Below are 26,617 nucleotides of genomic sequence, written 5' to 3' on the forward strand. Positions count from 1 at the left end.
CCCCTGAGACCGCCGCCACCGCCGTGCCCCCCACCCGCCGGGCCCTGGCCACCGCGCGTCGCCGGGCCGCCCGCCGCAAGCTGGTCGCCATCGGCTCGATCGCCGCCGTCGCCCTCGTCGGCGGCACCGGCTTCGCCGTGTACACGACGTCCGGGCCCGCGACCGGCGTGACCGCCGCCTCCCACGCGGCCGACGTCGAGGAGCAGGAGGCCGCGATCGCGGAGTCGCTCAGCCACGCGAAGGCGAAGTCGACGATCTCGATCGCGAACCAGGTCGTCGCCGCGTCCGCCGGCAAGGTCGACACGAGCGCGCTCGAGACCTCGCTGGCCGCACTCGACGACTACAGGTCGCTCGACGCCGACGCGGTCGACGACCGGGTCGCTGAGGCCGCGAGCACGGCGCAGACCGTGCAGGCAGCCGCCGCCGAGGTCGACAAGCAGGCCAAGGCGGCCGCCGAGAAGAAGGCCGCCGAGGCTGCGGCCGCCGCCGAGGCGAAGGCTGCGGCAGACGCCAAGGCCGCCGCGGAGAAGAAGGCCGCCGACGAGGCCGCCGCTGCCGCTGCGGCCGCCGCGTCGCTGGCCGAGGGTAACTCCGTCGCCGGGGCCAAGGCCACCGCGCAGCGACTCGCCGCGTCCGACTACGGCTGGGGCGCCGACCAGAACTCGTGCCTCGTCTCGCTCTGGACGAAGGAGTCCGGCTGGAACTACAAGGCCTACAACGCCAACGGCGGTGCGACGGGCATCCCGCAGGCGCTGCCCGGCAGCAAGATGGCGTCGGCCGGCTCGGACTGGGCCACGAACGCGACCACCCAGGTCGTGTGGGGGCTCGACTACATCGACCGCGCGTACGGCAGCCCGTGCGCCGCGTGGTCGCACAGCCAGGCGGTCAACTGGTACTGAGCCGCCCTGCGCCGAGTGGTAACACGCGCGACACGCGGCAGGGGCCAGCGGCTGCCAGGATCGAGGCATGAGACGCCACGCCTCCGCCCTGCTCGAGTTCGACGTCGCGGCGCCCGCCGAGTTCGTGCTGTCGGTCGCCGTGTCGCGCCTGTACGACGGGGTGGTCGACGAGTCGCTGGCGGTGACGCAGAACGGCGAGCCGATCGAGGTGCGCGAGATCGACGACCGGCACGGCACGCGACTGCACCTGTGCGAGGTCGAGGCCGGGCGGGTGACCGTCGACTACCGGGCCGTCGTCGAGGGCCGTCTCGCGCCTCCTGAACTCGACGAGATCGACCTCGTGCGGTACCGCCGGCCGAGCCGGTACTGCGAGTCGGACACGCTGTTCCCGACGGCGCGGGCCGAGTTCGCAGGGCTCGACGGCCGCGATCTGCTCGCGGCGGTCAGCTCGTGGGTCGGCTCGCACCTGGCGTACGTGCCCGGGGCCAGCGCGCCGACCGACGGCGCCGTGCAGACGCTGCTCGACCGTCGCGGGGTCTGCCGCGACTACGCGCACCTCGTCGTCGCGCTGCTGCGGGCGCTCGATGTGCCGGCGCGGCTCGTGTCGGTCTACGCGCCGGGGCTGTCGCCGATGGACTTCCATGCCGTCGCCGAGGCGTGGGTCGACGGGCGGTGGCACGTGGTCGACGCGACGGCGCTGGCTCCGCGGCAGTCGCTGGTGCGGATCGCGACCGGGCGCGACGCGTCCGACACGGCGTTCCTGTCGAGCCGAGGAGGCGCGGTGACGGTCGCGAGCATGCGCGTCACCGCCGTCGTCGACGAGCTCCCGACCGACGACGTCGCGCAGTTCGTCAGCCTCGGCTGAGCCTGCGGGACACGGGCCGAGACCCCAGCTCTTCGCCGAGACCCCAGCGGTTCGCCGAGACCCCTCTGCGCGCACTGGGGTCTCGGCGAACCGCTGGGGTCTCGCGCGGCTGCCCTCAGTCGGTGAGAGTCGGCCAGAGCGGACGGGCTCTCGCCGCCTCGATCGCGAAGTCGACGGCGTCCAGGGTGTGCCGCGCTTCGGCGACGTCGAACTCGGGCCAGCTCACGACGAGATCGAGCGCGCCGGCGGACGGCAGCGGCCAGAGCCACAGCGAGGCCGACGTGGTGAAGAGCTCGTCGTCGCCCGTGCCGCCGTGTTCGTTCAGGGTCAGGAGGGGCGGGTCGGGAACCACGGCATCGTCACCGAAGTGATGGTGGCCGTGACCGACCTCGGTCAGGGCCTTCGTCCCGTCGGCGAGAGCGACGCCGAACCGGATGCCTCGAGCCGGGTCGGCTCTGCCCGGCCGCCAGCGTCCGCCTTCGAAGCGGTCGGACAGGTCAGCCCACTCGCGAGGTGTCTGGCCCCGGCTGCGGAGCGACCAGTCGACGTCCAGCGCGACGCCCGTCGGGTACACGGCGAGGCCTCTGATCGTGATGGCGACATCGTCGGTCGAGGCGAGCAGCGCCGACACCCCGATGCGCGAAGGAAGCCAGCCGGTAGGAGGCGCGGCCCACTCGGGAGCCCGGTACGACTCCGACGGGACCTCGTCGTCGTCGGACGGCACGACCGCGGGAAAGAACGTCATGCCTCACCGTAGTCACGCAGGTGTCCGCCCGAGCCGCCGACCAGCCGCCGACCAGCCGCCGAGACCCCAGCAATTTGCCGAGACCCCTTTGCGCGCACTGGTGTCTCGGCGACGTGCTGGGGTCTCGTCCGAGGCCACGAAGGCGCCGGGCGAGAAGGCTGGCGGAGAGGGCCGGCCGATCGTCACTTGGTCTCATTCGGGTGGTTCGTATGGACCTGTTCGAGGTAGACCGTCTGCCCGTCGACGAAGTACCAGATGCGCGCAGTCCCTTGGGCTGTCGGCTTGTGCTGCCAGCGGTCGTACGTGATGCCGCTCCGCTCGATCGATCCGAGTTCGCCTCGAAGCCGGTAATTGGTCGGAGTCGTCACGAGGGGAGTGCGCGTGAGGAAGTCCCATGTCTCAGCCATGGCGTTGCGAACCGTCGAGGTCAGATCCCTCCAGCCCCTGACGGCATCCGCCGTCGCGAACCGGATCTCGTACTCGATCTTCTTCGCAGGTCGTGGAACCAGGTCGCCCCTCTTGCGGCCCGCCAAACCTAGGGCCGCTCGACGGAGTGGACGACCCCGTCGTCGAGCCACAGGAGATCTTCGCGGCCGAGCCCTGCCGCCACGGCCGTGGCCGTCTCCTTCCAGGCGGTCAACTCGACGGTGACGAGATGAGACTGGTCGGTCGAGAACGAGGCGCGCGCGGCGTCGATGAGATCGCGCGCGCACGTCTCGCGGTCGGCGGGTGACAGGGCGAGCATCCACGGGAAGGATCGCGACATCCGCTCACTCAGGGAGCCTTCCGTGTCGAGCGTGACCGTGATCAACTGCGCCGCGATGTCGAGGAGCCGCGTTCGGCCGACTGCCTCGCGCTGCGACATCAGCACGAGCGCCTCACCATCGCGACGCGTCACCGTCACAGGGTGATCCTCCGCTTCGGCGAAGACCTCCGCCGAGTGCTTGCTCAGGTCGGAGGAGCGACGGGTGCGCGAGAGGCTGTAGATCGTCTGGCTCATCTCCCCAGAGTATTCCGAACACGTTCGGAAGTCCAGGGGGTCGGATGATGATCAGGGCGTGACGGCCTCGTCGCTCTCCAACCGCTTCCCCATGCTGACCGCCTCGTAGGTCGCGTAGCCGAGGCTCTCGTAGAACGCGATGACGTCGGTGTTGTCGGGTCGCACCTGCAGCTGCACCTTGGGGCAGCCGAGCGCGGCCAGCATCGCCTCGGCCTCGCGGACCAGCGCACTCCCGAGTCCCGTGCCCCGCTGGGATGCGGCGACGGCGAGGTAGTGGATCCACCCGCGGTGCCCGTCGTAGCCGACCATGGCGGTGCCGACCACCGAGCCGGCGTCGTCGGCGACGAGGAACATCTCGGGCTGGGTCGTCGTCTTGCGCTGGATGTCCCGGTACGGGTCGTTCCACGGCCTGACGAGCCGCGCCTCCTGCCAGAGTGCGACCACGGCCTCGGTGTCCGCCTCGGCGAACGCTCGGATCTGAACCATGCCGAGAGCCTGACACGAGGAGGCGCGACTCCCGACCGCGAGTCGCTCACGACGCCTCGGATCGGCCTCTATCGCGGGGCGTGCGCGGGCAGCGGCACCGCGTACTTGAACCCGACGTGCGAGTCGACGAAGCCGAGGCGCGTGTAGAAGCGGTGCGCGTCGGTGCGGGCGGAGTCCGAGGTGAGCTGCACCAGGGGTGTGGCGAGGTCGATGGCCGCCTGCTCGGTCACCCAGCGCATCATCGCGCCGCCGATGCCCGACGACCGCTGCGTGCCGGCGACGCGGACCGCCTCGACCAGCAGTCGCGAGCTGCCGCGGCGTGCCATGCCGGGGATGACCGTCAGCTGCAGCGTGCCCACGACGTCGCCGGCGGCGTCCACCGCCACGACGAGCTCGTTGCTCGGATCGTCGACGATCCGATCGAGCGCGGACGCGTAGGCCTCCCGGTCTCCGTCGCTCGCGACATCACCGCGCCCGGCGCTGATCGGATCGTCCGACAGCAGCCCCATGATCGCCTCGAGGTCGTCGCGGGTGGCCCGTCTCACGAGCACGCTCGCGTCGCGGGCACGGACGGACACGGGCAGGTTAAGTCGCGTGATCACCGCTCGTCCTCGGTGAGGGCGGCGGCGTAGGCCTTGACCGAGCGGTGGTAGCGGGGGAGGGTCGGTTCGACGGCCTCGATCGCCACGCGGAGTGCTTCGTCGGGGCGGCCGGCGCTGTGCAGCGCGAGAGCGAGGAAGACCTTGGGGGCCGCACCGGTGGCCGGGTGCTCGGGTGCGTCCCGGAGCATCGCGATGGCCTCATCGGTGCGGCCGATGTTGCGGAGGGTCGACGCGTGCTGCACGACCATCCGGGCCGCCCGGTCGGGGTCGACGGCGTCGAGCCCGGCTGCGGTGGCGGCCGCGTAGTGCACGTCGGCCTCGACCTCGTGCCCGCCGGTGTCGAAGGCGCCCCCGAGCTCGAACTCGCCCAGGGCGGGGTGCGGAGCCTCGTCGGCGAGGGTGCGCATGCGATCGATCCGCTGCTGGTCGTCGATCGTCTCGTCAGCCCACAGCGCGGCCACTCGGTCTTCCCACATTTCGTCGCTCATGCCACCACGCTATTGCGATCCGGTGGCCGGGTGGGGAGCTCGGCGCCTCATTCTCCTAGGCTTCGGGCATGACAGGGGACGTCGAGAGGTCGTACTCACAGCGTGCCGCCGAGTACATCGAGCAGCTGGGGTCGATGTCGGCGGCGCATCCGTCCGATGTGCAGCTCGTGACGACGTGGGCCGAGGGGGTCGACGGCCCGGTGCTCGACGCGGGGTGCGGGCCCGGGCAGTGGACGGCTCACCTGGCGGGCCGCGGCGTCGCTGCCCGCGGTGTCGATGCGGTCGGGGCCTTCGTCGACCATGCACGCGCCTCCTACCCTTCTGTGCCCTTCGCGATCGGGAGCATCGACGCCCTGACCGACCCGGCGGACAGCTACGGGGGAGTGCTGGCGTGGTACTCGCTCATCCACCACGAGCCGGCGGCCCTCCGCGGTGCGCTCGACGAGTTCGCGCGGGTGCTCCGGCCCGGCGGCCGGCTCCTGGTGGGGTTCTTCGTCGGCGACGAGGTGGAGGCGTTCGACCATGCCGTCGTCACCGCGTACCGGTGGTCGGTCGACGCGCTGACCGCCGAGCTCGAGGAGGCGCGGTTCGACGTGGTCGAGACGCATACGCGGACAGGTGGTCGGCCGGGGCGTGGGCATGGGCCGCGGCCGCGCCCGCATGGGGCGATCCTCGCGGAGCTGCGTCGGCACCCGTGAGCGGTCGGGGCCGGTGACCGCGCCGAATCGGGTCCTCGCGGGGGATGCGGGGCGCGCCTCCTGCTGATGGACTGTCGTCATGTCGCCGACCGCAGCATCCCGTCTCCGCGTGGTGCTGCTGACGCTCGGGTCTCTCGGCGCGATCGCGACCGCGGGCGGGCCCGTCTTACTTGCAGCCGACGTCCTGGCGGAGTCACGCGGATTCCGACCGGATGGCATCGGGCTGATCGTGCCCGGGGCCGTCGCCACGGCACTCGTCATCGCCCTGTCGACGGTCGCCTGCGTCGTCGTCTTCGCGAGTGGCGGGTCGTCTCCGACCACTCGGGCGAGGTGCAGCGCGGCCCTCGCGGTGGCGCCGGTGCTGCTCACCGGGGGCATCGCGGTGTGGTGCGCTCGATACCTGTCGTCGGGCACGACCTTCGGAGCGGAGACCGTCTGGATCGGCGTGGCGGCCGCATCCGTCATCGCGTTCGCCCTCGCGTGCGCCGCCCTGCTCGGAGCGTCGCTCGTCCGTGGCGACGTGAGCCGGTCCGTGCTGCTCGTCATCGGTCTCGGCTGCCTGATCGCCGGCGCCGTCCTCCAACCCGCGTTCCTCTCGGGTGCCATCCTCTCGTGCGCGCTCGCGGTGTGCTCGGGTGCGTTCGTCACGGACGCGAGAGCGGACCGAGTGCGGCGGGCTCCCGTCATCGGGGGCGGGGCCCCGCTCCCCCGCCCCCGATGACGGGAACCCGCCGCAGCTGATACGCACCGGAACGTAATAGCTCGTTACGAATAGCGCTCCCGGGCCGCGCCCGCTCAGTCCTCCTGCGCCTCCGGCAGCACCTGCCCTGCGAACGGCTCGGCGCGGCGCTCGAACTCGGCACGGCGCGCCTCGGGCAGCAGCCCGTTCGCCCCGTACGACAGCGTGATCGACTCGGGCTCCCACCCCGCATCCGCCACGTCGTCGAAGCGAGCGGCGAAGGTCCCCTCGGCGTCGTCCTTCGAGAGGTCCTGGAAGGTGAACGAGAGCCACTGACCCGTCGGCCCCTCGAGACCACCCGACACGATCACCTGCTCGGCCAGCGTCGCCCCGCCGGTCTGCGCCAGGCGGTCGGCGGCGGGCTGCGGCCAGCGCTCGTCGTCGAACCAGGGCTCGGACCAGCCGTGCCGGGCGGCGACCTCGCCGATGATCGCGACCGCCGCCTCCTTCTCGGCCCACGACCGCGGCACCGACGAGGTCTGCTCGGTCGGCAGGTTCACGACCTCGAGCAGCGACGGCCCGCCCCACCCGTTGTCGGTCGGGAACGCCACCTCGTCGTCGGACAGACCTGCAGGAGGCGCGACCCACCTCACCGAGAACCGCTCCGTCAGCGCCGCCTCCATCTCGTCGACCATCGCCTCGCCCTCCGCGACGCCCTCCTCGAGAGAGGGGCCGGCCAGCACCTCGTCGACGGGCAGACCGAACCGGCCGGGGTGCTCGCTCCAGTCGAGCTCGGTCTCACGCCCCTGAGCGTCGACGACCGTCGTGACGACCGGATCGGGCACGAGCAGCCAGGCCAGCGCGCCGATGCCGAGAGCGGGCACGGCCAGAGCCAGGCCGACGACCAGGGCGACCGTGCGGCGGCGGCTCGACCCGCGCCTCCTGCCGTCCGTCGCGGCGGCGGGGTCGACGGCGGCGGGGTCGGTCGTGTCGGAGGGCATGGGCCGAGTCTCGGGCAGCACGGCGGCGGCCCGCATCCCTCGCGAGGACCATCCCGCTCGGCGGGAGGCGGGGCCGGGTTCGGCGGGTTCCCGTCCTCCGCGGCGGGTCAGCGCTGACCCGCCGCCGATGACGGGAACCCGCCGCAGCCCCGGACCCAGGCCCCCCGGACCCAGGACAGCAGGAGGCGCGGGGTCCAGAGTCGAGGGATGGCACACATCCTCGTCACCGGCTCGACCGACGGCCTCGGCCGCGGCGCCGCCGAAGCCCTGCTCGACCAGGGACACCACGTCGTCGTCCACGCGCGCAGCGACTCCCGCGGGGAGGTGCTGCAGCCGCTCGTCGACCGCGGCGCCCGACTCGTCGTCGCCGACCTCGGCGACCGAGACGCGGTCACGGCGCTCGCCGACGAGCTGAACGCCCTCGACTCCCCGCTCGACGCGGTCATCCACAACGCCGGGCTCATCCGCGGCGCGGCGATGATGCCCGTCAACGTCGTCGCCCCGTATCTCCTCACCGCTCTGCTGACGGCGCCGACCCGGCACGTGTACCTCAGCAGCGGCATGCACAAGAGCGGCAGCGCGTCGGTGCTCGACACCGTCGACTGGGCGGGGTCGCGCGAGACGGGGTCGTACTCCGACAGCAAGCTGTTCGTGACGGCGTTCTCGGCGGCTGTCGCGCGCCTCCTGCCCGATCTGCGCAGCAACGCGGTCGACCCGGGCTGGGTGGCCACGAAGATGGGAGGCGCGGGGGCGCCCGACGACTTCGAGCTCGGTCACCGCACGCAGCGGCGGCTGGCCCTCGGCGAGCTGGGCGAGGTCAGCGGGGCGTACTGGTTCCACGACGAGCAGCAGCGGCCACACGAGTCTGTCGGCGACGAGGGCTTCCAGGACGCGGTGCTCGCGGCGCTCGAGCGCGAGACGGGCGTGGTGCTGCCGCGCGGTTGAGTGCTGCGCGTTCGTGCGTTCGTGTGCGTGTGCGTGTGCGTGCGTGCGTGCGTGGCGGGTTCGGCGGGTTCCCCTCCTGGGGGGCGGGCCCGCGCGGCCCCGCCCCGAGTGACACGACCCCGCCGGACCCACCGCGCGTGGGCTGGGCCCGTCGTGCGTGGGGCGGACCCGGCGCACGTGGCGGGAACCCGTGCTCCCGAGGTCCGAGACCCTGGCCCAGGAGGTGCCATGGTGCCACAGCTATTACGCATCGTCGCGTAATAGCTCGCGAGCGTCGGCCCGGCCCGGCCCGGCCCGCCCGCCTCGCCCCGCCCCGGCTCCGTTTGCAGTCATGACTCGACGAGAGGGTGCGACCCTGGTGGCATGGATTCGAGAAGAGTCGTGGTCGACCCTGTCACGCAGGTCGAGCTCCTGGTGCCCGAGGGCATCTCGTCGTGGCGGGCCATCGAGCGTGCCCGCAAGGCTCGCGACGGAGAGCTGCGCAGCATCCGTCTGTTCGTCGACTGGGGTCACGCCTATCCGCTCTGGGAGAGCGGCACGGACAAATACGGGATGGAGCCCGACGACTACGGCCTCTCCGCTGAACTCGCCGCCCGACTACTCGCGTGGACCGACACCTTCTTCGACCATCTCGTGCCCGAGACGGGCTGGGACACGCTGGAGCGGGAGCAGGTGTGGCACGCCGAGGGCGAGACCCTGGCGGACCTCCTCGAGCTCGAGGTCTACGACATCGCGGAGGTGCAGCGCGAATTCCGCCCCGCCGGATGGTCTGCCGCGTGAAGCATCGACACCCCGTAAGCGGGGTGCCTGTTCCCACCTCAGCCGCGTAGCGTGATCTGCAGCGGCCGGGCTGCAGGTGTCGGATAGTTCGAGCGGTGGAGGACGAGGAGGCGCGGTGAGCGAGACGACGATGGATCGTTCCGAAGCGCGGGAGCGTCTCCGGCTGGCGGCGCTGGACGACCTGGGGATCATGGGCACCGGTGCGGAGGAGCGCTTCGACCGGATCACGCGCATGGCCAAGCAGCTCTTCGGGGTGCCGATCGCCGAGATCAACTTCATCGACCAGGACCACCAGTTCACGAAGTCCCCGCAGTCACCGGGCGGGGCGCCGTTCGGACCGCGGGCGGACTCGTTCTGCGACGTCGTCGTGCAGCAGCCCGACATCCTCGTGGTCCCCGACGCCCTCGAGGATGCGCGGTTCGCTCACCGAGGGTCCGTCACGGGCGACCCCCACATCCGCTTCTACGCAGGTCGACCCCTGAGCGTGGCCGACGGCGCCCAGGTCGGGACTATCTGCCTCGTCGACACGGCCGCACGCGACCTCACCCTCGAGGATCAGGATCTCCTCGACGAGCTCGGCGCCTGGGTCGAACGCGAGCTGCGCCAGGTGCACGCCGCCGATCACGCCCGGCGCACCCAGCAGCAGATGCTCCCCGCGCCGTTCACGCACGAGGACGGGTTCACGGTCGCCGGCTTCACGCGGCCGTACTCCGAGGTCGCAGGCGACTTCTTCACCTCCGTCTCGTCGCCCGAGCGGATCGACGTCACCCTCACCGACGTGATGGGCAAGGGCTACTCCGCCGCCCTCATCGCCGCGACGGTACGAGCCGCATTCCAGGCTCGACCCGGCTGGGATCCCGCTGCCGCCGTCTCCGCGGTCAACGAGCAGGTGCTCGCCGACCTCTCGGCGACGGGGACCTTCGCCACCCTCTTCCATGCGGCCCTCGACACTCGAACCGGCCTGCTCCGATACGCCGACGCGGGACACGGCCTGTCGGTCGTCATCCGCACCGACGGGACCTCGGAGCGGTTGGCCTCGACGGACCTCCCGATCGGGATCGCCCAGGGCGGCGGTTGGACGGCCCACGAGACCACTCTGAACCCCGGCGACGTCCTGTTCACCTGCTCGGACGGCGCACTCGACCTGTACGACGGCACGCTGGGCGCCCTCGACGAGCTCGCGGCCCTCGTCCGACGATCCGCCGACGACGCGAGCCTGTTCGCAGCGCTGTCGGATGCCATCGGAGCCCTCCGTCCCGAGGACGACGTCACCGTGCTGGTCGCCCGTCGTCACGAGAAGAAAGCGATGCGACCGTGATCACCTCCCTGACCTACCTGAGCACGGCGTCGACGCCGTTCGATGCGACGCGGATCGCGGCCCTGCTGCTGCAGAGCCGCGAGAACAACGAGCGCCACGGCCTCACCGGGATGCTCCTCTACAAGAAGGGCCGCTTCATGCAGGTCCTCGAAGGCGCCGACTCGGATGTCCGCGAGAGATACGCGGTGATCTCCGCCGATCCCCGCCACACGGATCTCAAGACGCTGCTCGACGAGTCCATCGAGCAGCGGAGGTTCCCGCAGTGGTCGATGGGCCTCCCCGACCCCGTCGACGCCGACCTGCGCACGGCCCCCGGCTACGAGTCCCTCTTCGAGACACCCGTCGGGCGCTTCGGGATCCGAGAGGACTCCTCCCGTGCCCAGCTCCTCCTCGAATGGTTCCGCCGTAAGGCGTAGCCCGTGGCCGGGCAGTCGCCTCAGGGATTCGCGGCGACCCGTCCCGGAGAAGTGCCCGCGACGAGAGACCGGCGCGAGTCACGGTCGGTGCCAGTGACGCGGCCGTGCGATGTCCTGAGGGAGCGCCGTTCGGGCGTCGCCCCGGGCCGCAGCGATCTGCGACTGCGTGACGAAGAGCGCCGCGGACAGGTCCGCGCCTTCGAGCCGCGCATCGCGGAGGTCGGCTCCGAGGAGGTCCACGTGTGAGAGATCCATGCCGCGGAGGTCGGCGGCGATGAGACACGCCCCGCGCAGATCCGCACCGCCGAGCGTCATGGCTCGCAGGTCCGCCCCCGCATGATCCGACCCGGCCATGAAGTCCGAGGCCCCACCCTCGTCCTCGTTCTGGTATCCGCCTCGCACCTCTGCGCTCACGTCGATGAGAACCTGTCGAACCTGTTCATGGAGTTCTGACACATCGGTGGCCAGTACCGACTCCGCATCAGCAGCGAGGGAGGCGGCGATCCTGTCACGGAGGTCGTCTGCGGGCGCTGCGGAATCAGGCGACATCGCTCTCGCGCTGGCCTCGGTGAGGTGCCACAGCATCTCGTGCAGTTGACGGGCCAGCGCGAAAGCAGCGAACATCTCGGGCGCCGTCGCTGGGCTCTCTCGCCAACTCACGTCGTCGAACAACTGCTGGGATACGAACTGACCGGCGCCGAAACAGTCGAAGACCGTGCAGCCGCGGAAGCCTCGCTGGGGAAGCGAATCGTGGATGGTGCACGCGAAGTCGTCGGACAGGTTTCTACAAGCGGTCCCCGCTGGCTTGTCGATCGCGAAGTCAGCGGAGCGTTGAAAGCCGAACGCCGTGCAGCAGAGTGCGAAGCAGTCGCCGCAGTTCGCTCGGAGATCTGCGCGGCTGTGAGATGAGGGGTCGGGAAGGTCGATGGACGCCATGAGGAGAAGCTCTCTGGAAAGTGAATTTTGATAGGGGGCGAGGAGGGGGGAACTCCCGGAGGAATTCCCGATCCGGGCGCACGAAATCACCGCCCTCGTCGAGGAGAGCGAACCGGTGCTGCTGATGAGCCTCGGCGTCACAGAGAGAATGAGGATGTCACTGCCGCCAGGCTAGCGGGCGGCGGGAGTGCGAGCCCGGTGGCGCTGCGCCCAGTCCCTTCCGGCGGCATCAGATCTGGCTGTGGTCGCCCAATATGCCGGTGAATGCGTACAGCACGATGGCGACCGAGACCATCAGCATGAAGAGGCCGACGACGATCATCAGCCCGGGGGATTGGGTCTGCGCACCGACGTATGCCCCCCGCTCCTTTCGGAACAGTCGAGCCATGTCCGAGATGTGCTGATGGAACACGATGAAGCAGACACCGAAGATCGCGAAGGCAGGGGAGAAGAAGAGCGCAGCGACTTGGATCCCGGTCATCATCAGAATGTATCGGTGAAGCGCCGGCGGTTCCGCCTTCTTAAGGGCACCCGTCGGGATTGGCGCGCCCTGTCGCACGGCACACGACGACGCGGCGTCCAGGGCCCGTGGGCCCCGGACACCGCGTCGTCGGTCGGTCAGCGCGCGGTCACGCCTCGCGGCCGGCGGGCATCTGGGTCTTGCGGGGGTCGGTCTCGGCGAGCCCGGCGAAGATCGACTCGATCTTCGAGAGCACGTCGGACTCGAGCTTCACGCCCGACGCCTTCGCGTTCGACTCGACCTGCTCGGGGCGCGACGCCCCGATGATCGCCGACGCCACGTTCTCGTTCGACAGCACCCAGGCGAGCGACAGCTGCGCCTGCGTCAGACCGAGCTCGTCGGCGATCGGCTTCAGCTGGGCGACCGCGTCGAGGACGTCGTCGCGCATCCAGCGCTCGATCATCGCCGCTCCGCCCTTCTGGTCGGTCGCCCGGCTGCCCTCGGGCAGAGCGGCGCCCTTCGTGTACTTGCCCGTCAGCACGCCCTGCGCGATGGGCGACCAGACGATCTGCGAGATGCCGAGCTCCTTCGAGGTCGGGACCACCTCCTCCTCGATGACCCTCCACAGCAGCGAGTACTCGGGCTGGTTCGAGACGAGCTGGATCTTCAGCTCACGCGCCAGCCGGTGCGCCTCGCGCAGCTGCTCGGCGTTCCACTCCGAGACGCCGATGTAGAGCACCTTGCCCTGACGCACGAGGTCGGCGAAGGTCTCCATCGTCTCCTCCAGCGGCGTCTCGACGTCGTACCGGTGCGCCTGATAGAGGTCGACGTAGTCGGTCTGCAGCCGCTTCAGCGACGCGTTGATCGACTCGGTGATGTGCTTGCGGCTGAGGCCGGTGTCGTTGTGACCCTTGGGGCCGGTCGGGCCGTAGACCTTCGTGAAGATCTCGACCGACTCGCGCCGCTCGCCCTTCAGCGCCTCGCCGAGCACCACCTCGGCCTGCGTGTTCGCGTAGACGTCGGCCGTGTCGAACGTCGAGATGCCGACGTCGAGCGAGGCGCGGACGCACGCGGTCGCGGTGTCGTTCTCGACCTGCGAGCCGTGCGTCAGCCAGTTGCCGAACGTGAGCTCGGAGACCTTGAGTCCTGAGTTGCCGAGGTACCTGAATTCCATGGGGTTCTCCTTGTCGGGCGCGCTCCGCTGCGGGCCGTCGTCGACGCTACGCCTCGAGGGCGCCGTCGCGGCGCAGTCAGTAGAGAGCTGCCGCCATCGACGGAAGCGAGGGCTGTTCGATCAGCTCCGCGATCATTTCGGCCGAGCGCCTCAGATGGCCAGCGGCTGCGGCATTGAACAGGACAGAACAGTCTGACAGAGGACTTTATCAAGCCCCGGATGAAAGCCTGATAAGTTTATCAAGGTTCTGAGTCGACTCAGTATGCACGGCCGCGAGCAAGGTCTGCTTCGGCTACGGCGCCGCATTCGGTGTCTACTCCGCAGTCCCGACGGCTCGTGCTACCGCGCGCGCATGCCACCATCACGGCTCCGTCGAGCTGGCCACGTCCGTGTCGGCGACGCACCCTGGCAAAACGGCGACGAGGCTCCGGTGGTCTCCACGGGCCTGGCGCTGGTCGGGGACGGCAAGTACACTTGTCAACTGCGAGGGGCAGTAGCCCTGAGAAGTAAGCCTGGCAGTCTTCCGGACGGTACGACGAGCCAGGCTCGCGCATTTAACGCAGGCGAGTGATCCCGGACACCAGCGGCTCGGCGCGACGGATCCAGTCGCCCCCTGCCTGGTAGCACCACGCGACGGCGTCGCTGACCCAGAGCATGGCGTGATCCACGGGGGCGGTGTGCTGATAAACGAGCTCGTGAACATATCCATGGGAGACCAGAGCTTGACGAATCGTCCGGCGGTCAGCTTCGATGAGCGACTGGTCGCGCTCAATCATGAGTCGTGACGCGCCGGACTCGACTAGATCTTTCACCAGGGTGTTCAGAAGCAACGGTCGTGCCTCTTTATCTGACATGCCCTCAGCTATGTACACATGGACGCGGATTTCGTGGGCTTCGAGCTTCGACAGGATCAAGCGGCGCGAGGAGTCACGTTCTGCTTTGAAATGAATACGTCTCTGTCCGGCTCTGGTCAGTCGCCGCAAGGCACGGTCGATTTCGGGAGCCTCTGTCGGCAGAGCTGCAGCAGCGGCTATGTAGTAATTCTTGGACTTGGACTCGTCTATGAATACGTGCGCACGTCTGCCAAAAGCGACCGTCACGGGTTGCTGCCTGAACCTGTAGGAGACGCAGCTGTAGAGCTGCCAGGAGGAGCGACGTGCCCATCTCTCGTTCGCAAGCCGCCAGCCAGGATTCCGCTGATCTTCTTGTCTGAACGGTGCGTGATGCGTCGAGGTATTCCGCAGGCGATCGCGAACTCGTCCACTCTGAAATTGGGGTCTGCGTACGCCAGAACCTGTGCTGTGACCCACATGACGTTGGTCTTGACGTTCTCGGCTTCTTCGGCGCCGAGTTGCCTCTCAGGCCTTTTGGTGTCAGTCGCCCGGTCGTGGCCAGCTCGATCGAGTCGGTAGGGGGCGTCAGACCAATCATGGCCATTGATCTCATCTGCGAACTCTCGCGCGAGTCGACTCAGGCTCATGGTGGGACTCCTACCGAGAAGGATGATGTCTCGGCACCTCCCGACGAGGCACCGCGCGCCCAGAGGCGACGGCATCAGGTTATCTCACGCACCCAGGCTCACTGCGGTGTCGACTGCGCCAGGGTGGGCCCGAGCCTGGCGTTCCCGCTGTTCCGGTCGCGGCGCCGCAGCCGCCGTCTTTGCTTACGTATAGTGGGTTCGTTCGGCCAGGCCACAGCATCCCACGACTTGAATCTGACCGAGCAGGCCTGGTAGATGTCAGACCTGACGTCACCCGCGTTCGAGGCCGCGACGATCGGGTTCACGATGCACCGACACGGCTCGTTTACGTCGCCGTAGGGCTGGCGTCAAAGACCGATCACGATCTCTCCGAGCGGCTTGCTGCCTGCCGTCAGATCGCGCTCTCTCGGATGATGGCCTAAGTGACGCTCAGGACCGTGTTGAAAGCTAGTCCTACTGTCCCGACGCCAGTGCTCACGTACGCCGCGGTCAGCACGGCTCGACGCCGCCGGGCTGACCGTTGCGAGGTATGAATCTGATCCATGATGGTTGCGGTGTATTCGGCTCGATCGTTCATCTGCCAAGGGCGAATGCTGTAGACCGGTTGCTTTTCGATGTGGGGGCTGAGGGCAAGGCTCAGAACGGCAAGGAGGACAGCCGCCACGGCTCCGATCACTGCAACGAGAAATGCCAGCGAGAGGGCCGTGCTGAGCCCTGCATTCGCAGCGACTATGACTCCACCAGCCACTACGACGATTGAAGCTCGCGTGTCCAACGCCGTCTCCTCTGCCCTCAGGAGCGCCGCATCGGTCAGCATCTGTTCTCGAATCCGATCGAGCTCCGCATCCCGATAGGGCGAATCAGCGCGTCGTCGGCGCCTAAATACGGCTCGCCGGAGGGCGTTCCCAAGGCTCCAGCTAAGGGTCATCATCCTCACTCCGGCCGCTGCGCCGCGGGCTCCGTCTTCTCCGCGCGCACCGCCGGCTCGTTCTGGCGGGCCCCCGCGGGCCACGACTCGGGCCCCGCCGATCCGGCCGGGTACGTGTCGAGCTCGACGTCGCCCGCGTTCCACGCCGCGATCACCGGGTCGACGATGCGCCAGCACTGCTCCGCCGTGTCGCCGCGCACCGACAGGGTCGGGTCGTCGTCGAGGATCCCGCTCAGCACCTCGCCGTAGGCCGTCAGATCCGAACTGCCGAACTCCGCGTGCAGCGCCGCCCGACCGAGGTCGTACGCGTCGCCCGGGCCGTTGACGTTCAGTTCGAGCGACATCTCGTCGGGGCTGATGGCGATGCGGAGGCGGTCGGGCGTGCCCCCTCCGACGAACTCGGCGGGGACGTGCGCGGGCGGACGGAACGTGATCACGATCTCGCGCCTCCTCGAGGCCAGCGCCTTGCCCGACCGGAGCAGGATCGGCACCCCGGCCCAGCGCCAGTTCGCCACCTCGACCACGACCTCCGCCAGCGTCTCGGTCTCGAGCGACGGGTCGACGCCCTCCTCCGAGGCGTAGGCCGGCAGCTCGCGCCCGTCGACCGTGCCCGCCTCGTACCGCGCACGCCGGCTGTTCGCCACCGGATCGCCCTCCCACAGCCGCGTCGCCCGCAGCACCAGGCCCTTCTCGTCGCGCAGATCGGCCGCCGTCAACGTCGCCGGAGCATTCATCGTCAGCACCGCCATCACCTGCAGCAGGTGACTCTGGATCATGTCGACCAGCGCCCCCGCGTGGTCGTAGTAGCGGGCCCGGTTCTCGAGACCGAGCTCCTCGTCGTAGACGATCTCGATGCTCTCGACGTGCGTGTTGTTCAGCATCGGCTCGATCAGCCGGTTCGCGAACCGTAGCCCGAGCAGGTTCAGCACCGTCGACCGCCCCAGGAAGTGGTCGACCCGGTGAACCTGGTCTTCGGGCACCAGCGCCAGCACCTCGCGGTTCAGCTTCTCGGCCGTCGCCAGGTCGGTGCCGAACGGCTTCTCGAGCGCCAGTGCCGTGCCCTCGGGCAGGTCGAGCTCGGCCAGGGCCGCGCAGCACTTCGCGGTGATCGCGGGCGGCAGCGCGAAGTAGATCGAAGGAGGCGCGGTGCACTCGCCGAGGAGCGCCCGCATCTGCTCGGCATCGGTCACGTCGACCGTCCGGTAGATCGTCGACTCGAGCAGCGCCTCGACCGCCGGGCCCGACGCCTCGACGCTCTCGAACGCCTCGGCGACGTGCGCGCGCCACGCGCTCTCGTCGAACTCCTCGGTGCCGGCGCCGACCAGCTGCACCCGCCGCTCGGACTCGTGCGTCAGCAGCCCGCCCAGGCCGGGCATCAGGAGGCGCGCAGCGAGATCACCGCTCGCGCCGAGGATCAACAGGGTCGCGGACTCGGTCGGCGCGTTCGTCATGCCTGCACGCTAGTCGGGAGGTGCGCTCGGCGCCCTCGCGCGCCTCCTCGTGCAGCCTGACACCCCGTTTTCGGCGCTACACCCGCATTCATCGGGGTGTTACGCGGGAAAAGGGGTGTTCGGCGAGGAGCGCGCGGCCGCCCGCGCGGGCCGACCGCCGCGCTGCACCCCGTTTTCGGCGCTGCACCCGCATCTATCGGGGTGTTGCGCGGGGAAGGGGGTGTTCGGCGGGGGCGCGCGGAGCGCAGCGCGCGTCAGCGCTTGCGCGTGGGGCGGAGCGAGAGCGACTCGACGGTGGCCCCGTGCGGCAGATCGACCACCAGGCGGACGGCGTCGGCGACCGACTGGGGCTCGAGGTAGAGCGCGGCGTCGTACTCGCCGCCCTCCTTCTCGACGAGCTCGTGCTGCATGTCGGTGTCGACCCGGCCGGGGTGGACCGAGCTGACCCGCACGCCGTTCGGACGCTCCTCCTCGCGCAGCGAGTCGGTCAGCGCCCGCAGAGCGAACTTGCTCGCCGCGTAGGTGCTGCCGCCGGGGCCGGCGGTCAGACCCGAGCCGCTGTTGATCGTGACGACCGTGCCCTGCGCGGTGCGCAGCGCCGGCAGCAGCTGCCGGGTCAGCTCGGCCACGGCGAAGACGTTGACCTCGAAGACGCGGCGCCAGTCGTCGAGGGCGGTGCGCTCGACCTCGGCGCCGCCGATCACACCGGCCGCGTGCACGACCACGTCGAGCGACTCGAGGGTCGGCGCCTCGAACGTGTCGCTCGCGAGGTCGGCGACCCAGGCGGTCGCGGACGGGAGCGACTCGACGATCGCGGCCACCGCCGCCTGCGAGCGGCCGTGCACGATCACGTGATGGTCGCGCCCGAGCTCACGGGCGACGACGAGCCCGATGCCGCGGGTCGATCCGGTGACGAGAGCGGTCTTCACGTGCGTGTGCCTCCAGGAGGGCGATGCGGTTCGGGGCGATGCGGGTCGGGTCGGCTCAGGTGCGGATGACGGGGATCTGCCCGGTCAGCATCGGCATCTCGCGATCGCTGAGCAGCCAGTGCTCGTCGGTCGCGGTCACCAGGAACGCGAGCGGCCCGGGTCGGCACACGACGATCGCGCCGTGGTCTTGATGTTGCAGCACCTGGTCGAGCGCGCCTCCGAGATCGCGGTCGTCTTCGGAGCCGCGCGACGTCACGACGGCGCATCGGCTCTCGGCGCCCATCGCCTGCAGCAGGCGCCGCATGCCCTCGGGGTCGCTGCGGTCGGGGCCGACCGGGTGCTTGGCGTTCATGTCGACCCAGTCGGCCGACTCGAGCACGGCGGCCAGACGCTCGTCGGCCTCGTCGGCGGCGACCTGGGCGAGGTCGTGGACGGTGCCGCGCTGGTCGGGTGCGGCGAACGCCTCGAGTGCGTCGATCACGGTCTGGGGGAGCGAGGCCACAGGGTCTCCTTCAGTTCTGGTCGTCCATCATCCCATCCACAGCCGCCGGACGTTTCAGCCGACGGGGGGAGGTTCTGCTGCGAAGATGACGGGGTGAACTCGTCTGCCACCCCACGCCCCGCCCTCGGGCTGCTCCTCGACGTCGACGGGCCGATCGCCAGCCCGATCACCCGCAGCATCGCGATCCCTGCCATCACGCGCGATCTCGTCGCCCTGGCCTCGGCCGGCATCCCGCTCGTGTTCAACACGGGCCGCTCCGACGCGTTCATCCGCGACGAGGTCGTCGTGCCGCTGATGGCAGCCGGTCTGCCCCGCGGCGCCCGCGTGCACGGCGTCTGCGAGAAGGGCGCCTCGTGGTTCTCGATCGGCCCCGAGCACGGCCCCGACGGCATGAGCGAGGTCGTCGTCGACGAGTCGCTCGCCATGCCCGCCGACTTCTCGGCCGAGATGGACTCCCTGGTCGCCGCCGAGTTCGCCGACCTCGTCTTCTTCGACCGCACCAAGCGCGCCATGGTCTCGATCGAGCAGCTCACCTCGGTCTCGTCGGCCGCCTACCTCGCGCGCCAGGCCGATCTCGACCGCAAGGCGATGGAGGCGCTGGTCGCCCGGGGCTTCGGCGTCCGCCGTCTCGACGACGTCCGCCCCGACGCCGACGGCGCCGTGCAGTGGCGCATCGACCCGACCATCATCTCGACCGACATCGAGTCCGTGCTGCTCGGCAAAGACCGGGGTGCCGAGCGCGCCCTCGAGCTGCTCGCCCTCGACGGCCCGCTGCCGATCAGCTGGCGCACCGTCGGCGACTCCCGCAGCGACTACGCCATGGCCGACTGGCTGCACGCCAACGGGCACGAGGTCGCCCACGTCGACGTGCGCCCGGCCGACGGTGTGCCCGTGACCCCGTACCCGGTGCTGACGAGCGCCAGCGACCTCATCCACGACGAGGCCGGGGCCGAGTTCCTGGCCGGCTGGGTCGGCGACCTGCGCGGCTGACGCGACCCGCGCCTCCTCGGCTCGCGCGACCCGCGACCCGCGACCCGCGACTGCGCGGCTGACGCGACCCGCGCCTCCTCGGCGAGCCGGCGGGTCAGCGGGGTCGGCGGGTCAGCGGGCGACGGTGTCGGTGACGCGCACGTCGTCGACCAGGCGGCGGATCGAGCCGTCGTCGCCGATCTCGACGAGCGCCCCGCCCCAGAACTGCAGGTCGGCGTCGGAGTCGAGCCTCCAGAGCGTGCGACCGCCGGAGAGATCGACACCGACCACGGTCGAGAACACGCGGTGACCGGCGATCGCGTCCGAGCTGTCGCTGCCGGCGACGTAGGCGACCGAGCGTGAGACGGCGACCACCGACGAGTCCGGGGGCACGTACGCCCGCATCCGCTCGGAGCCCGTCTCGGCGTCGAGCAGCAGCAGAGCCCGGTCGCCTGCGGGGTCGCCCAGCCCGGAGCCGCCCGCGCCCCGCCACGAGCGGGCGCTGAAGGTCTGCACGAACACGTCGTCGTCCCAGCGACCCGGGCGGGAGTCGCTGACGAGGGGGATGCCGCGGCTCTCACCCGTGCGCTCGACGACCCAGCGGTCGTCGCCCGTCTCGAGGTCGGCGCAGTGCACGCCCGTCCGGTCGGAGAACGCGACGCAGCCGCCGGTCACGACGGGCAGCCGGTCCTGATCGAAGGGGCGCCGCCAGCGCTCCGTGCCGTCGGGCGACCAGGCGGACACCTCGGCCCGAGAGTCCATGCCGCGCCCGAAGTCGACGACGAACACCGTGTCGCCGACCCCGTACGCCTGGGCCGAGGGCGACAGATCGTCGGCCCACGATCGCTCGTCGCCGGTCGCGCCGTCGATCACGGTGCCGGTGCCGCCGCTCACGACGAGCAGACCGTCGTCGAGCAGCACCGACGAGCTGATGTCCCCGGTCTGCTCGTCCGACCAGACCGGGGTGCCGAGGTCGTCGCGGCGGTAGAGCAGGGTGCGGGGGCCGCTCTGCGAGCCGAGGAGGGCCTCGGCCGCGGCGCCCGCGAGGGGGTCGTCCGAGTAGCCGTAGACGGGTGCCGGCGAGACGGAGACGAGCACGAGACCGTCGTCGGCGGCCTCGACGATCGGCGTCGCGTCGTCCGAGGTGGTGACGTCGGCGAGTGCGCCGGTCGCGAGATCGACGCGCGCGTAGCCCGAGGCGCCCCGCCCGTAGCCGTAGAGACCGGTCGTGCTGACGATCGCGTCGCCCCGGGCCTCGTCGACGAACGCCGCGAGCGTGCCGCCGCCCCCGCTGATCTCGGACACGTCGACCGACCAGCGCACCGTGCCGGCCAGCGGGTCGAGGCGCACGAGCCGCTCGGAGCGGCCGCGCTCGTCGTAGCAGCCCGTCTCGGTGTAGGCCAGCTGCGACGAGGTCGACACGAGCACGTCGGCGCCGACGGAGGCGAGCACCGAGTAGGTCAGGCAGCCGTCGGAGACCTCGGGCAGACCGAGCGCCGCGGTCGTCAGTCGCCACGGGCCGGGAGTCGGGCGGTGCCGCAGCTCGTCGACCACGAGCCCGTCGATCGGCCCGCCCGACGCCCCGCCGACGGGGTAGCCGGGCTGCGTGGCGAGACCGAGACCGATCACCGCGGCGGTGGCGACGACGAGCGCCGTGGCCGCGACGACGAGCCGGCGGCCGAAGGAGGCGCGGTGCCAGCGGGCGCGGAGGGCCCCGTCGACGCGACGGTCGCCCTGTCCGCCCACCCGCGCCTCCTCGGTGCCTCGTCGTCGTCGCCGTGCTGCTCGATGTTCAGCGTACGGGTGGGCGCCGGACGAGGAGGTGCGGGCTCGACAGGCGGCGGGCGCACCGCAGGTAGGCTGGTCGCGCTTCGACCACCCGCACCGCGCCTCCTCGGAAGGACACGTCATCGACGTCCTGATCATCTCGATCCTCGCGGTCGCGGCCGTCGCGCTCATCGTGATGCAGGCGGTCTACCGCCGGCGGGTGCTGCGTCGACGCGAGGCCGCGGGGCAGACCGTGCTCGGCAAGGGGCCGTTCATCCTGCTCGGCGTGATGGCGGCGTTCTTCGTGTTCGCGGTGTTCGTGTTCCCGGCGCTCGTCCGCGCGAGCTAGCCTCCGCTGCGCTGAGGGCTGCCCGCACAGCGCCAGAAGATGGACACGACGCCAGGTCTAAACCTGGCGCCGTGTCCACAACCTGGCGCCGTGGCATCAATGCGCGTCGGCGGTCGGCGGCACCACGTCGGCCTGCGTCCGCAACGCGTGCGCGACCCCGTCGGCGTCGACCGCCACGAGCGCGCCCGCCCAGAAGTCGAGCGTGCCCCGCGACGGCGACCGCTGCTGCCAGAGCCGCCGCCCGTCGGAGAGGTCGAACGCCGTCACCATCGTCTGCGAGAAGTCCTGGCCGACGTAGGCGTTCGAGAAGCCGACGGTCCGCGCCAGACCGGCGAGATACGAGAGCGCCGGCACCTCGGCCGAGAAGGTCGTCTCGCCCGTGGCCGGAGACAGGCCGAGCAGGGTCGTCGGATGCACCCCTTCGAGATCGGCCGTGCCCGCCTCGGCAGAGCCCGCATTGACGACGATCGTGCCCCCGCCGACGACCTGCTGATACGCGTCGACCCGTGCCGCGTAGTCGTCGTCGAGGTCGAGCACCCGCTTCCACCGACTGGCGCCGTCGTCGGCCGACAGGCACTCGAGCGTCGCGGGCGCCTGGTCGAGCACGATGCAGTCGTCGGTCACCGTCACCGTCTCGGTCAGTTCGAGCGGGGCCGACCAGACCAGCGCGCCCGACCGGTCGAGGGCCATGGCCTCGCGTTCGCCGGCACGGGTCGTGACCGTGGCCACGAGCAGATCGCGCGAGACCCCGGCGTTCTCGATCGTCGCGGCGCCACCGGGCACGGGGTGCTGATCCCCGCTGGCGGCGTCGATCACCACCGGGCCGTCCGTGCTCTCGACGACCAGGTACGACCCGAGCAGCAGCGGGGTGTCGCTGGTCCCGACGTCGCCGCTCCAGATCGCCGTGTCGGGGTCGTCGACGTCGACGAGGCGGTACGGGGTCGTCTCGCCGTCGCTGTACTCGAGGTCGAGGCCGCCGTCGGAGACGCGGTCGCGGGGCTGCAGTGCCACGAGCATGCGCCCCGAGGCGATTCCGGACATCTGCTGGGCGGGCCCGGCCTCGTCGTCGGCCCCGATGACGTCGGCGAGCACGGCGCCGCTGTCGAGATCGACCCGCACCGCGCGCGAGCTCGGCGCCGACTGCCCGACGACCGTGGCCAGCGGCCCCTCGTCGTCACGGAACATGTTCATGTACAGCCCGGACTCCCCGAGCCGAGAGGCGAGATCGACCACCCACCGGGCCTCGCCGGTCGCCGGGTCGACCCGGGCGAGCAGGGCGACCGAGCCGTCGCACCCGTCGTAGGCGGTCGCCGAGCTCACGATCACGGCGTCGCCCCCGATCTCGCCGACCGGTCGCATCCCCCGGCAGCCCTCGGGCAGCGGTGTGCCGTGGATCGCCGCGAGATCGGTGCTCCACAGCTCGCCCTCCGGCGCGATCCGCAGGTCGCCGAGCAGCTGGTCGCCCTCCGACCACTCGGGATAGACGGGCTGCGTGCCGACGCCGAGCGTCGTGACGACCGCGGTCGCGACGAGCAGGGCGGCGAAGACCGTCGCGACGCGACGCCCCGAGGAGGCGCGGTGCCAGCGACCCCGCAGCCAGCCCGTGTCATTCCCCATGGCGTCATCGTACGAGGGAAGGGCGCGCCTCCTTGTATGCTGGCGCGTCGTCCCCAGGCGGGGGCCGGCACCGTCGAACGAGGAGACGAGATGGCGAACCCCACGCCCACCCGCGGGCCCCGCAGCCTGTGGCGCACGAAGTCGGTCGAGTCGTCGATCGCCGACTCGAACATCGCCGAGAACGGCCTGAAGCGCACGCTCGGCACCTGGGATCTGACGCTCATGGGCGTCGCCGTGGCCGTCGGCGCGGGCATCTTCTCGGTCGGTGCGAACGCCGCCGCGAACTACGCGGGGCCGGCCGTCACGCTGTCGTTCATCCTCGCCGCGCTCACCTGCGGGCTCGCGATCATGTGCTACGCCGAGTTCGCGTCGACCATCCCGGTCGCCGGCAGCGCCTACACGTTCACCTACGCGACGATGGGCGAGTTCCTCGCCTGGATCATCGGGTGGGACCTCATCCTCGAGATGTTCACCGCCTCGGCCGTGCTCGCCAAGTACTGGGGCGTGTACCTCGCGTCGGCGTTCGAGACCTTCGGCATCGGCATCCCCGCGACCTTCATGCTGGGCGGCATCGAGGTCAGCTGGCCGGCGTTCCTGATCGTCGCCGTCTTCACCGCGCTGCTCGTCGCGGGCACGCAGCTGACCGCCCGCGTCGGCGCCGTCTTCACGATCATCAAGGTCGCGATCGTGCTCTTCGTGATCGTCGTCGGCTTCTTCTTCGTGCGCGCCGCGAACTACACGCCCTTCGTGCCCGCCGCCGAGCCGAGCGCGAACGGCGCCGGCGCGAGCGACACCTGGTCGCAGTCGATGTTCTCGTTCATGACCGGCGCGGCCCCCGCGCAGTACGGCGTCTTCGGGCTGCTCGCCGCGGCGTCGCTCGTCTTCTTCGCGTTCATCGGGTTCGACGTCGTCGCGACCAGCGCCGAAGAGGTCAAGAACCCGCAGAAGACGCTGCCCCGCGGCATCTTCCTCGGTCTCGCCGTCGTGACCGTGCTCTACGTGCTCGTCTCGATCGTGCTGACCGGCATGGTGTCGTACCGCGACCTGGCCGGCGAAGAGGACCCTTCGCTCGCGACCGCGTTCCGCCTCGTGGGCGCCGACTGGGCCGCCGGTGTCATCTCGGTCGGCGCGCTCGCCGGTCTGACGACGGTCATCATGGTGCTGCTGCTCGGCCTGTCGCGCATCGTGTTCTCGATGAGCCGCGACGGCCTGCTGCCCCGCTGGCTCGCGAAGACGAGCCCGACCCGCAAGACCCCGGTGCGCATCCAGGTCATCGCCGGAACGGTCGTCGCGTTCGTCGCCGCGTTCACCGACGTGGGAGTGCTCGAGGAGATGATCAACATCGGCACCCTCTCGGCGTTCGTGCTGGTCAGCATCGGCGTGATCGTGCTGCGTCGCAAGCGCCCCGATCTGCCGCGGGCGTTCCGCGTGCCGCTGTCGCCGGTGCTGCCGATCCTGTCGGCCGCGCTCTGCGTGTGGCTGATGCTGAACCTGACGACGCTGACCTGGGCGCGGTTCGCGGCCTGGCTCGTGCTCGGCGTGATCGTGTACTTCGCGTACGGACGGCGGCACTCGCGGGTCGGTCGGGGCGAGGACGCTTCGGCCGATGCCGGGGTCGGGACGTCGGCGGCGTCGGGGGTCGAGCGCCCGTAGCGCCCTTAGCGGCGGGCCTCGACTGCGAGGCCGTCGATTCTCAGGAGGCGCGGGTCCGGGTAGCCCCACCCGCGCCCCCGGCATCGGCCGAAGCGTCCTCGCCCCGACCGACCCGCGCCTCCTGCGTCCGTGCGTCCGGAGTGCGGACTCGGACGACCTGCGCCGGCCGGCAGGGTCAGACGACGCCCAGCTCGAGCAGGTCGAGCGTCTCGAGCACGAGGGAGACCTCGGTGCGACTGGTGTAGTCGGTGTGGATGTCGACGAAGACGACGCGGCCGTCGCCGTCGATGACGAGGACGGTCGGGAACGGGATCTCGGCCGACCCGTCGACGTTGTCGTCGGCCATGTCGAAGCCGAGCTCGCGCTGGGCGCCGCGGGCTCCGACGCTCGGCTCGGTCGCGATGCCGAGCGCGCGGCTGAGCACGTTGCCCGGGTCGGACAGCACGGTGAACTCGAGGTCGCCGGCGGCGACGGACTTCTCGGACCCGGCCGGCGTCTGCGGGCTGATGGCCACGAGCTCGACACCGCGCTCGCGGAGCGCCGGAAGCAGGTCGTCCTGATAGGTCTTCAGCGTGATGTTGCAGTAGGGGCACCAGGCGCCGCGGTAGAAGACCACGACCGCGGGAGATGCGCCGATCGCGTCGATGAGGGCGATGTCACGACCGGTGGGGGTGAGGAGCGCGGCGTCGACGATCTGGTCGCCCACGCGAACGGCGTCGGCCGGCACCCCGAGCGAGCGGAGGTGAGCCTGCTCGGCCTCGAAGATCGCCTCGAGGTCGGGGCCGATCTCGGCGTTGAAGGTCCGTTGGAAGTCGGCGACCTGCGTGGCGATGTCCTGGGACGTCATGTCGTCGTGGTCCTAACGGGTCGAGGCGCGAAGAGTCCCCTGAGCGTAGTGGAGTGCGCTGGTGCGGGGCCCGGGTGCGGGCCCGGGTGCACCGGGTGCCTCGACCGGGCCGTCGCGCCTGCGGGTCGGGAGGCGCGTGTCGGGTCGACCCGCGCCTCCTGCGGGTCAGGCCCCGGGCGTCTCGAGCAGGTCGAGCGCGGCGACGATCTCGTCGACCTCGGTCCGGGTCGTGTAGTCGGTGTGCACGTCGGCGAACACCACGGTGCCGTCGTGGTCGACGACCAGCACCGTCGGGAACGGGATGTCACCCGTCGCATCGGCGTTGCTGTCGGCGACGTCGAACCCCAGCTGACCGTGCACGGCACGCGCGTCGGCGCTCGGCTCGGTGCGGATGCCCAGCGCACCGCTGAACACGTTGCCCGGGTCGGACAGCACGGGGAACTCGAGCGAGCCGTTGGTCACCGACGCCTCGGACCCCTCGGGGGTCTGGGGGCTGATCGCGACCAGCGCGACACCCCGCTCGCGGAGCCGGGGCAGCAGCTCGGCCTGGTAGGTCTTCAGCGTCAGGTTGCAGTAGGGGCACCAAGCTCCGCGGTAGAAGACCAGCACGGCGGGGCCCTCTCCGACGGTCTC

General features: G+C 70.7%; 30 protein-coding genes. 12 read left to right on the forward strand and 18 right to left on the reverse strand.

Annotated elements, in window-relative coordinates; all coding sequences use genetic code 11:
• Window positions 1-23 precede the first annotated feature (23 nt).
• Together ACZ6JE_RS10940 and ACZ6JE_RS10945 are read left to right on the forward strand one after the other, a co-directional pair.
• Entirely contained in the window at window positions 24-899 is an 876-nt protein-coding gene (locus ACZ6JE_RS10940; RefSeq protein WP_464318973.1) for an aggregation-promoting factor C-terminal-like domain-containing protein, read from the forward strand.
• A gap of 67 nt (window positions 900-966) precedes the next feature.
• A complete protein-coding gene (locus tag ACZ6JE_RS10945) occupies window positions 967-1,764 on the forward strand; it encodes a transglutaminase-like domain-containing protein (protein ID WP_192060939.1) in 798 nt (265 codons plus the stop codon).
• A gap of 115 nt (window positions 1,765-1,879) precedes the next feature.
• On the opposite strand, the gene ACZ6JE_RS10950 is transcribed toward ACZ6JE_RS10945, so the two are convergent.
• From ACZ6JE_RS10950 to ACZ6JE_RS10975, 6 genes are all read right to left on the reverse strand, one after another.
• Window positions 1,880-2,509 carry a hypothetical protein gene (locus ACZ6JE_RS10950; RefSeq protein WP_320480069.1) on the reverse strand — a complete coding sequence of 210 codons (630 nt, stop codon included), beginning with the start codon at window positions 2,507-2,509 and terminating at the stop codon, window positions 1,880-1,882.
• Window positions 2,510-2,691: 182 nt separating this feature from the next.
• Window positions 2,692-2,916: a hypothetical protein gene (locus ACZ6JE_RS10955; protein WP_244637184.1), complete on the reverse strand. Its 225-nt coding sequence runs from the start codon at window positions 2,914-2,916 to the stop codon at window positions 2,692-2,694.
• Between the two features lie 128 nt (window positions 2,917-3,044).
• On the reverse strand, window positions 3,045-3,509 hold the full coding sequence (locus tag ACZ6JE_RS10960) for a prevent-host-death protein (protein WP_464318942.1): 465 nt from the start codon (window positions 3,507-3,509) through the stop codon (window positions 3,045-3,047).
• A gap of 51 nt (window positions 3,510-3,560) precedes the next feature.
• A complete protein-coding gene (locus tag ACZ6JE_RS10965) occupies window positions 3,561-3,995 on the reverse strand; it encodes a GNAT family acetyltransferase (RefSeq protein WP_464318943.1) in 435 nt (144 codons plus the stop codon).
• A 68-nt stretch (window positions 3,996-4,063) separates the two neighbouring features.
• Window positions 4,064-4,597 carry a GNAT family N-acetyltransferase gene (locus tag ACZ6JE_RS10970; protein WP_464318944.1) on the reverse strand — a complete coding sequence of 178 codons (534 nt, stop codon included), beginning with the start codon at window positions 4,595-4,597 and terminating at the stop codon, window positions 4,064-4,066.
• Window positions 4,594-5,085 (reverse strand): tetratricopeptide repeat protein, encoded by a 492-nt coding sequence (locus ACZ6JE_RS10975; protein ID WP_192060945.1) that lies wholly within the window; start codon window positions 5,083-5,085, stop codon window positions 4,594-4,596. The genes ACZ6JE_RS10970 and ACZ6JE_RS10975 overlap by 4 nt, the downstream gene beginning before the upstream one ends.
• 68 nt (window positions 5,086-5,153) lie before the next feature.
• Between ACZ6JE_RS10975 and ACZ6JE_RS10980 the strand changes: the two genes are divergently transcribed.
• Complete coding sequence (locus ACZ6JE_RS10980) at window positions 5,154-5,783, forward strand: class I SAM-dependent methyltransferase (protein ID WP_464318945.1); 630 nt, start codon at window positions 5,154-5,156, stop codon at window positions 5,781-5,783.
• 79 nt (window positions 5,784-5,862) lie between these two features.
• On the forward strand, window positions 5,863-6,504 hold the full coding sequence (locus ACZ6JE_RS10985; RefSeq protein WP_464318946.1) for a hypothetical protein: 642 nt from the start codon (window positions 5,863-5,865) through the stop codon (window positions 6,502-6,504).
• 74 nt (window positions 6,505-6,578) lie between these two features.
• Here the strand turns inward: ACZ6JE_RS10985 and ACZ6JE_RS10990 are convergent, their stop codons facing one another.
• Entirely contained in the window at window positions 6,579-7,463 is an 885-nt protein-coding gene (locus ACZ6JE_RS10990) for a hypothetical protein (RefSeq protein ID WP_464318947.1), read from the reverse strand.
• A 207-nt stretch (window positions 7,464-7,670) separates the two neighbouring features.
• Between ACZ6JE_RS10990 and ACZ6JE_RS10995 the strand changes: the two genes are divergently transcribed.
• The 4 genes from ACZ6JE_RS10995 (at window position 7,671) to ACZ6JE_RS11010 (ending at window position 10,922) form a co-directional block, all read left to right on the forward strand.
• Entirely contained in the window at window positions 7,671-8,408 is a 738-nt protein-coding gene (locus ACZ6JE_RS10995) for an SDR family NAD(P)-dependent oxidoreductase (protein WP_464318948.1), read from the forward strand.
• 363 nt (window positions 8,409-8,771) lie between these two features.
• The gene (locus ACZ6JE_RS11000) at window positions 8,772-9,188 is read left to right on the forward strand and encodes a hypothetical protein (protein WP_192060950.1); all 417 of its coding nucleotides are present in this window, start codon (window positions 8,772-8,774) and stop codon (window positions 9,186-9,188) included.
• 115 nt (window positions 9,189-9,303) lie between these two features.
• Entirely contained in the window at window positions 9,304-10,506 is a 1,203-nt protein-coding gene (locus tag ACZ6JE_RS11005) for a PP2C family protein-serine/threonine phosphatase (RefSeq protein ID WP_464318949.1), read from the forward strand.
• Entirely contained in the window at window positions 10,503-10,922 is a 420-nt protein-coding gene (locus ACZ6JE_RS11010; RefSeq protein WP_320480061.1) for a BLUF domain-containing protein, read from the forward strand. Before ACZ6JE_RS11005 ends, ACZ6JE_RS11010 begins: the two co-directional genes overlap by 4 nt.
• 78 nt (window positions 10,923-11,000) lie before the next feature.
• Here ACZ6JE_RS11010 and ACZ6JE_RS11015 read toward each other — a convergent pair whose 3' ends face one another.
• The 4 genes from ACZ6JE_RS11015 to ACZ6JE_RS11030 form a co-directional block, all read right to left on the reverse strand.
• Entirely contained in the window at window positions 11,001-11,858 is an 858-nt protein-coding gene (locus ACZ6JE_RS11015) for a pentapeptide repeat-containing protein (RefSeq protein WP_192060952.1), read from the reverse strand.
• A 229-nt stretch (window positions 11,859-12,087) separates the two neighbouring features.
• Window positions 12,088-12,339: a hypothetical protein gene (locus ACZ6JE_RS11020; protein WP_192060953.1), complete on the reverse strand. Its 252-nt coding sequence runs from the start codon at window positions 12,337-12,339 to the stop codon at window positions 12,088-12,090.
• A gap of 148 nt (window positions 12,340-12,487) precedes the next feature.
• Window positions 12,488-13,492, reverse strand: a complete 1,005-nt coding sequence (locus ACZ6JE_RS11025) for an aldo/keto reductase family protein (protein WP_243215331.1) — start codon at window positions 13,490-13,492, stop codon at window positions 12,488-12,490.
• A gap of 554 nt (window positions 13,493-14,046) precedes the next feature.
• Window positions 14,047-14,592, reverse strand: a complete 546-nt coding sequence (locus ACZ6JE_RS11030; RefSeq protein ID WP_464318950.1) for a hypothetical protein — start codon at window positions 14,590-14,592, stop codon at window positions 14,047-14,049.
• Window positions 14,593-15,501: 909 nt separating this feature from the next.
• Between ACZ6JE_RS11030 and ACZ6JE_RS11035 the strand changes: the two genes are divergently transcribed.
• Complete coding sequence (locus ACZ6JE_RS11035; protein ID WP_464318951.1) at window positions 15,502-15,732, forward strand: hypothetical protein; 231 nt, start codon at window positions 15,502-15,504, stop codon at window positions 15,730-15,732.
• A 173-nt stretch (window positions 15,733-15,905) separates the two neighbouring features.
• Here the strand turns inward: ACZ6JE_RS11035 and ACZ6JE_RS11040 are convergent, their stop codons facing one another.
• The 3 genes from ACZ6JE_RS11040 to ACZ6JE_RS11050 all read right to left on the reverse strand — a co-directional run bounded on the left by ACZ6JE_RS11040 (window position 15,906) and on the right by ACZ6JE_RS11050 (window position 18,782).
• Window positions 15,906-17,351 carry a glucose-6-phosphate dehydrogenase gene (locus ACZ6JE_RS11040; RefSeq protein ID WP_464318952.1) on the reverse strand — a complete coding sequence of 482 codons (1,446 nt, stop codon included), beginning with the start codon at window positions 17,349-17,351 and terminating at the stop codon, window positions 15,906-15,908.
• Between the two features lie 254 nt (window positions 17,352-17,605).
• Window positions 17,606-18,280: an SDR family oxidoreductase gene (locus ACZ6JE_RS11045; protein WP_464318953.1), complete on the reverse strand. Its 675-nt coding sequence runs from the start codon at window positions 18,278-18,280 to the stop codon at window positions 17,606-17,608.
• A 55-nt stretch (window positions 18,281-18,335) separates the two neighbouring features.
• Window positions 18,336-18,782, reverse strand: coding sequence for a hypothetical protein (locus ACZ6JE_RS11050; protein WP_192060958.1), 447 nt, complete (start codon window positions 18,780-18,782; stop codon window positions 18,336-18,338).
• Window positions 18,783-18,875: 93 nt separating this feature from the next.
• Between ACZ6JE_RS11050 and ACZ6JE_RS11055 the strand changes: the two genes are divergently transcribed.
• Entirely contained in the window at window positions 18,876-19,772 is an 897-nt protein-coding gene (locus tag ACZ6JE_RS11055) for a hypothetical protein (RefSeq protein ID WP_464318954.1), read from the forward strand.
• A 111-nt stretch (window positions 19,773-19,883) separates the two neighbouring features.
• Here the strand turns inward: ACZ6JE_RS11055 and ACZ6JE_RS11060 are convergent, their stop codons facing one another.
• The gene (locus ACZ6JE_RS11060; protein ID WP_464318955.1) at window positions 19,884-21,497 is read right to left on the reverse strand and encodes an outer membrane protein assembly factor BamB family protein; all 1,614 of its coding nucleotides are present in this window, start codon (window positions 21,495-21,497) and stop codon (window positions 19,884-19,886) included.
• Between the two features lie 76 nt (window positions 21,498-21,573).
• Here ACZ6JE_RS11060 and ACZ6JE_RS11065 point away from each other — a divergent pair, with 76 nt between their 5' ends.
• Window positions 21,574-21,867, forward strand: a complete 294-nt coding sequence (locus tag ACZ6JE_RS11065) for a hypothetical protein (protein WP_192060961.1) — start codon at window positions 21,574-21,576, stop codon at window positions 21,865-21,867.
• 96 nt (window positions 21,868-21,963) lie between these two features.
• On the opposite strand, the gene ACZ6JE_RS11070 is transcribed toward ACZ6JE_RS11065, so the two are convergent.
• Window positions 21,964-23,484: an outer membrane protein assembly factor BamB family protein gene (locus tag ACZ6JE_RS11070; RefSeq protein ID WP_464318956.1), complete on the reverse strand. Its 1,521-nt coding sequence runs from the start codon at window positions 23,482-23,484 to the stop codon at window positions 21,964-21,966.
• 90 nt (window positions 23,485-23,574) lie between these two features.
• Here ACZ6JE_RS11070 and ACZ6JE_RS11075 point away from each other — a divergent pair, with 90 nt between their 5' ends.
• Complete coding sequence (locus ACZ6JE_RS11075) at window positions 23,575-25,137, forward strand: APC family permease (RefSeq protein WP_192060963.1); 1,563 nt, start codon at window positions 23,575-23,577, stop codon at window positions 25,135-25,137.
• A 175-nt stretch (window positions 25,138-25,312) separates the two neighbouring features.
• Here ACZ6JE_RS11075 and ACZ6JE_RS11080 read toward each other — a convergent pair whose 3' ends face one another.
• Together ACZ6JE_RS11080 and ACZ6JE_RS11085 are read right to left on the reverse strand one after the other, a co-directional pair.
• Window positions 25,313-25,984, reverse strand: coding sequence for a peroxiredoxin-like family protein (locus tag ACZ6JE_RS11080; RefSeq protein ID WP_192060964.1), 672 nt, complete (start codon window positions 25,982-25,984; stop codon window positions 25,313-25,315).
• 165 nt (window positions 25,985-26,149) lie between these two features.
• Window positions 26,150-26,617 (reverse strand): peroxiredoxin-like family protein (locus ACZ6JE_RS11085; RefSeq protein ID WP_464318957.1); only part of this gene is annotated, 468 nt, incomplete at its 5' end.

It is taken from the genome of Frigoribacterium sp. AC759 (genome assembly GCF_979256015.1).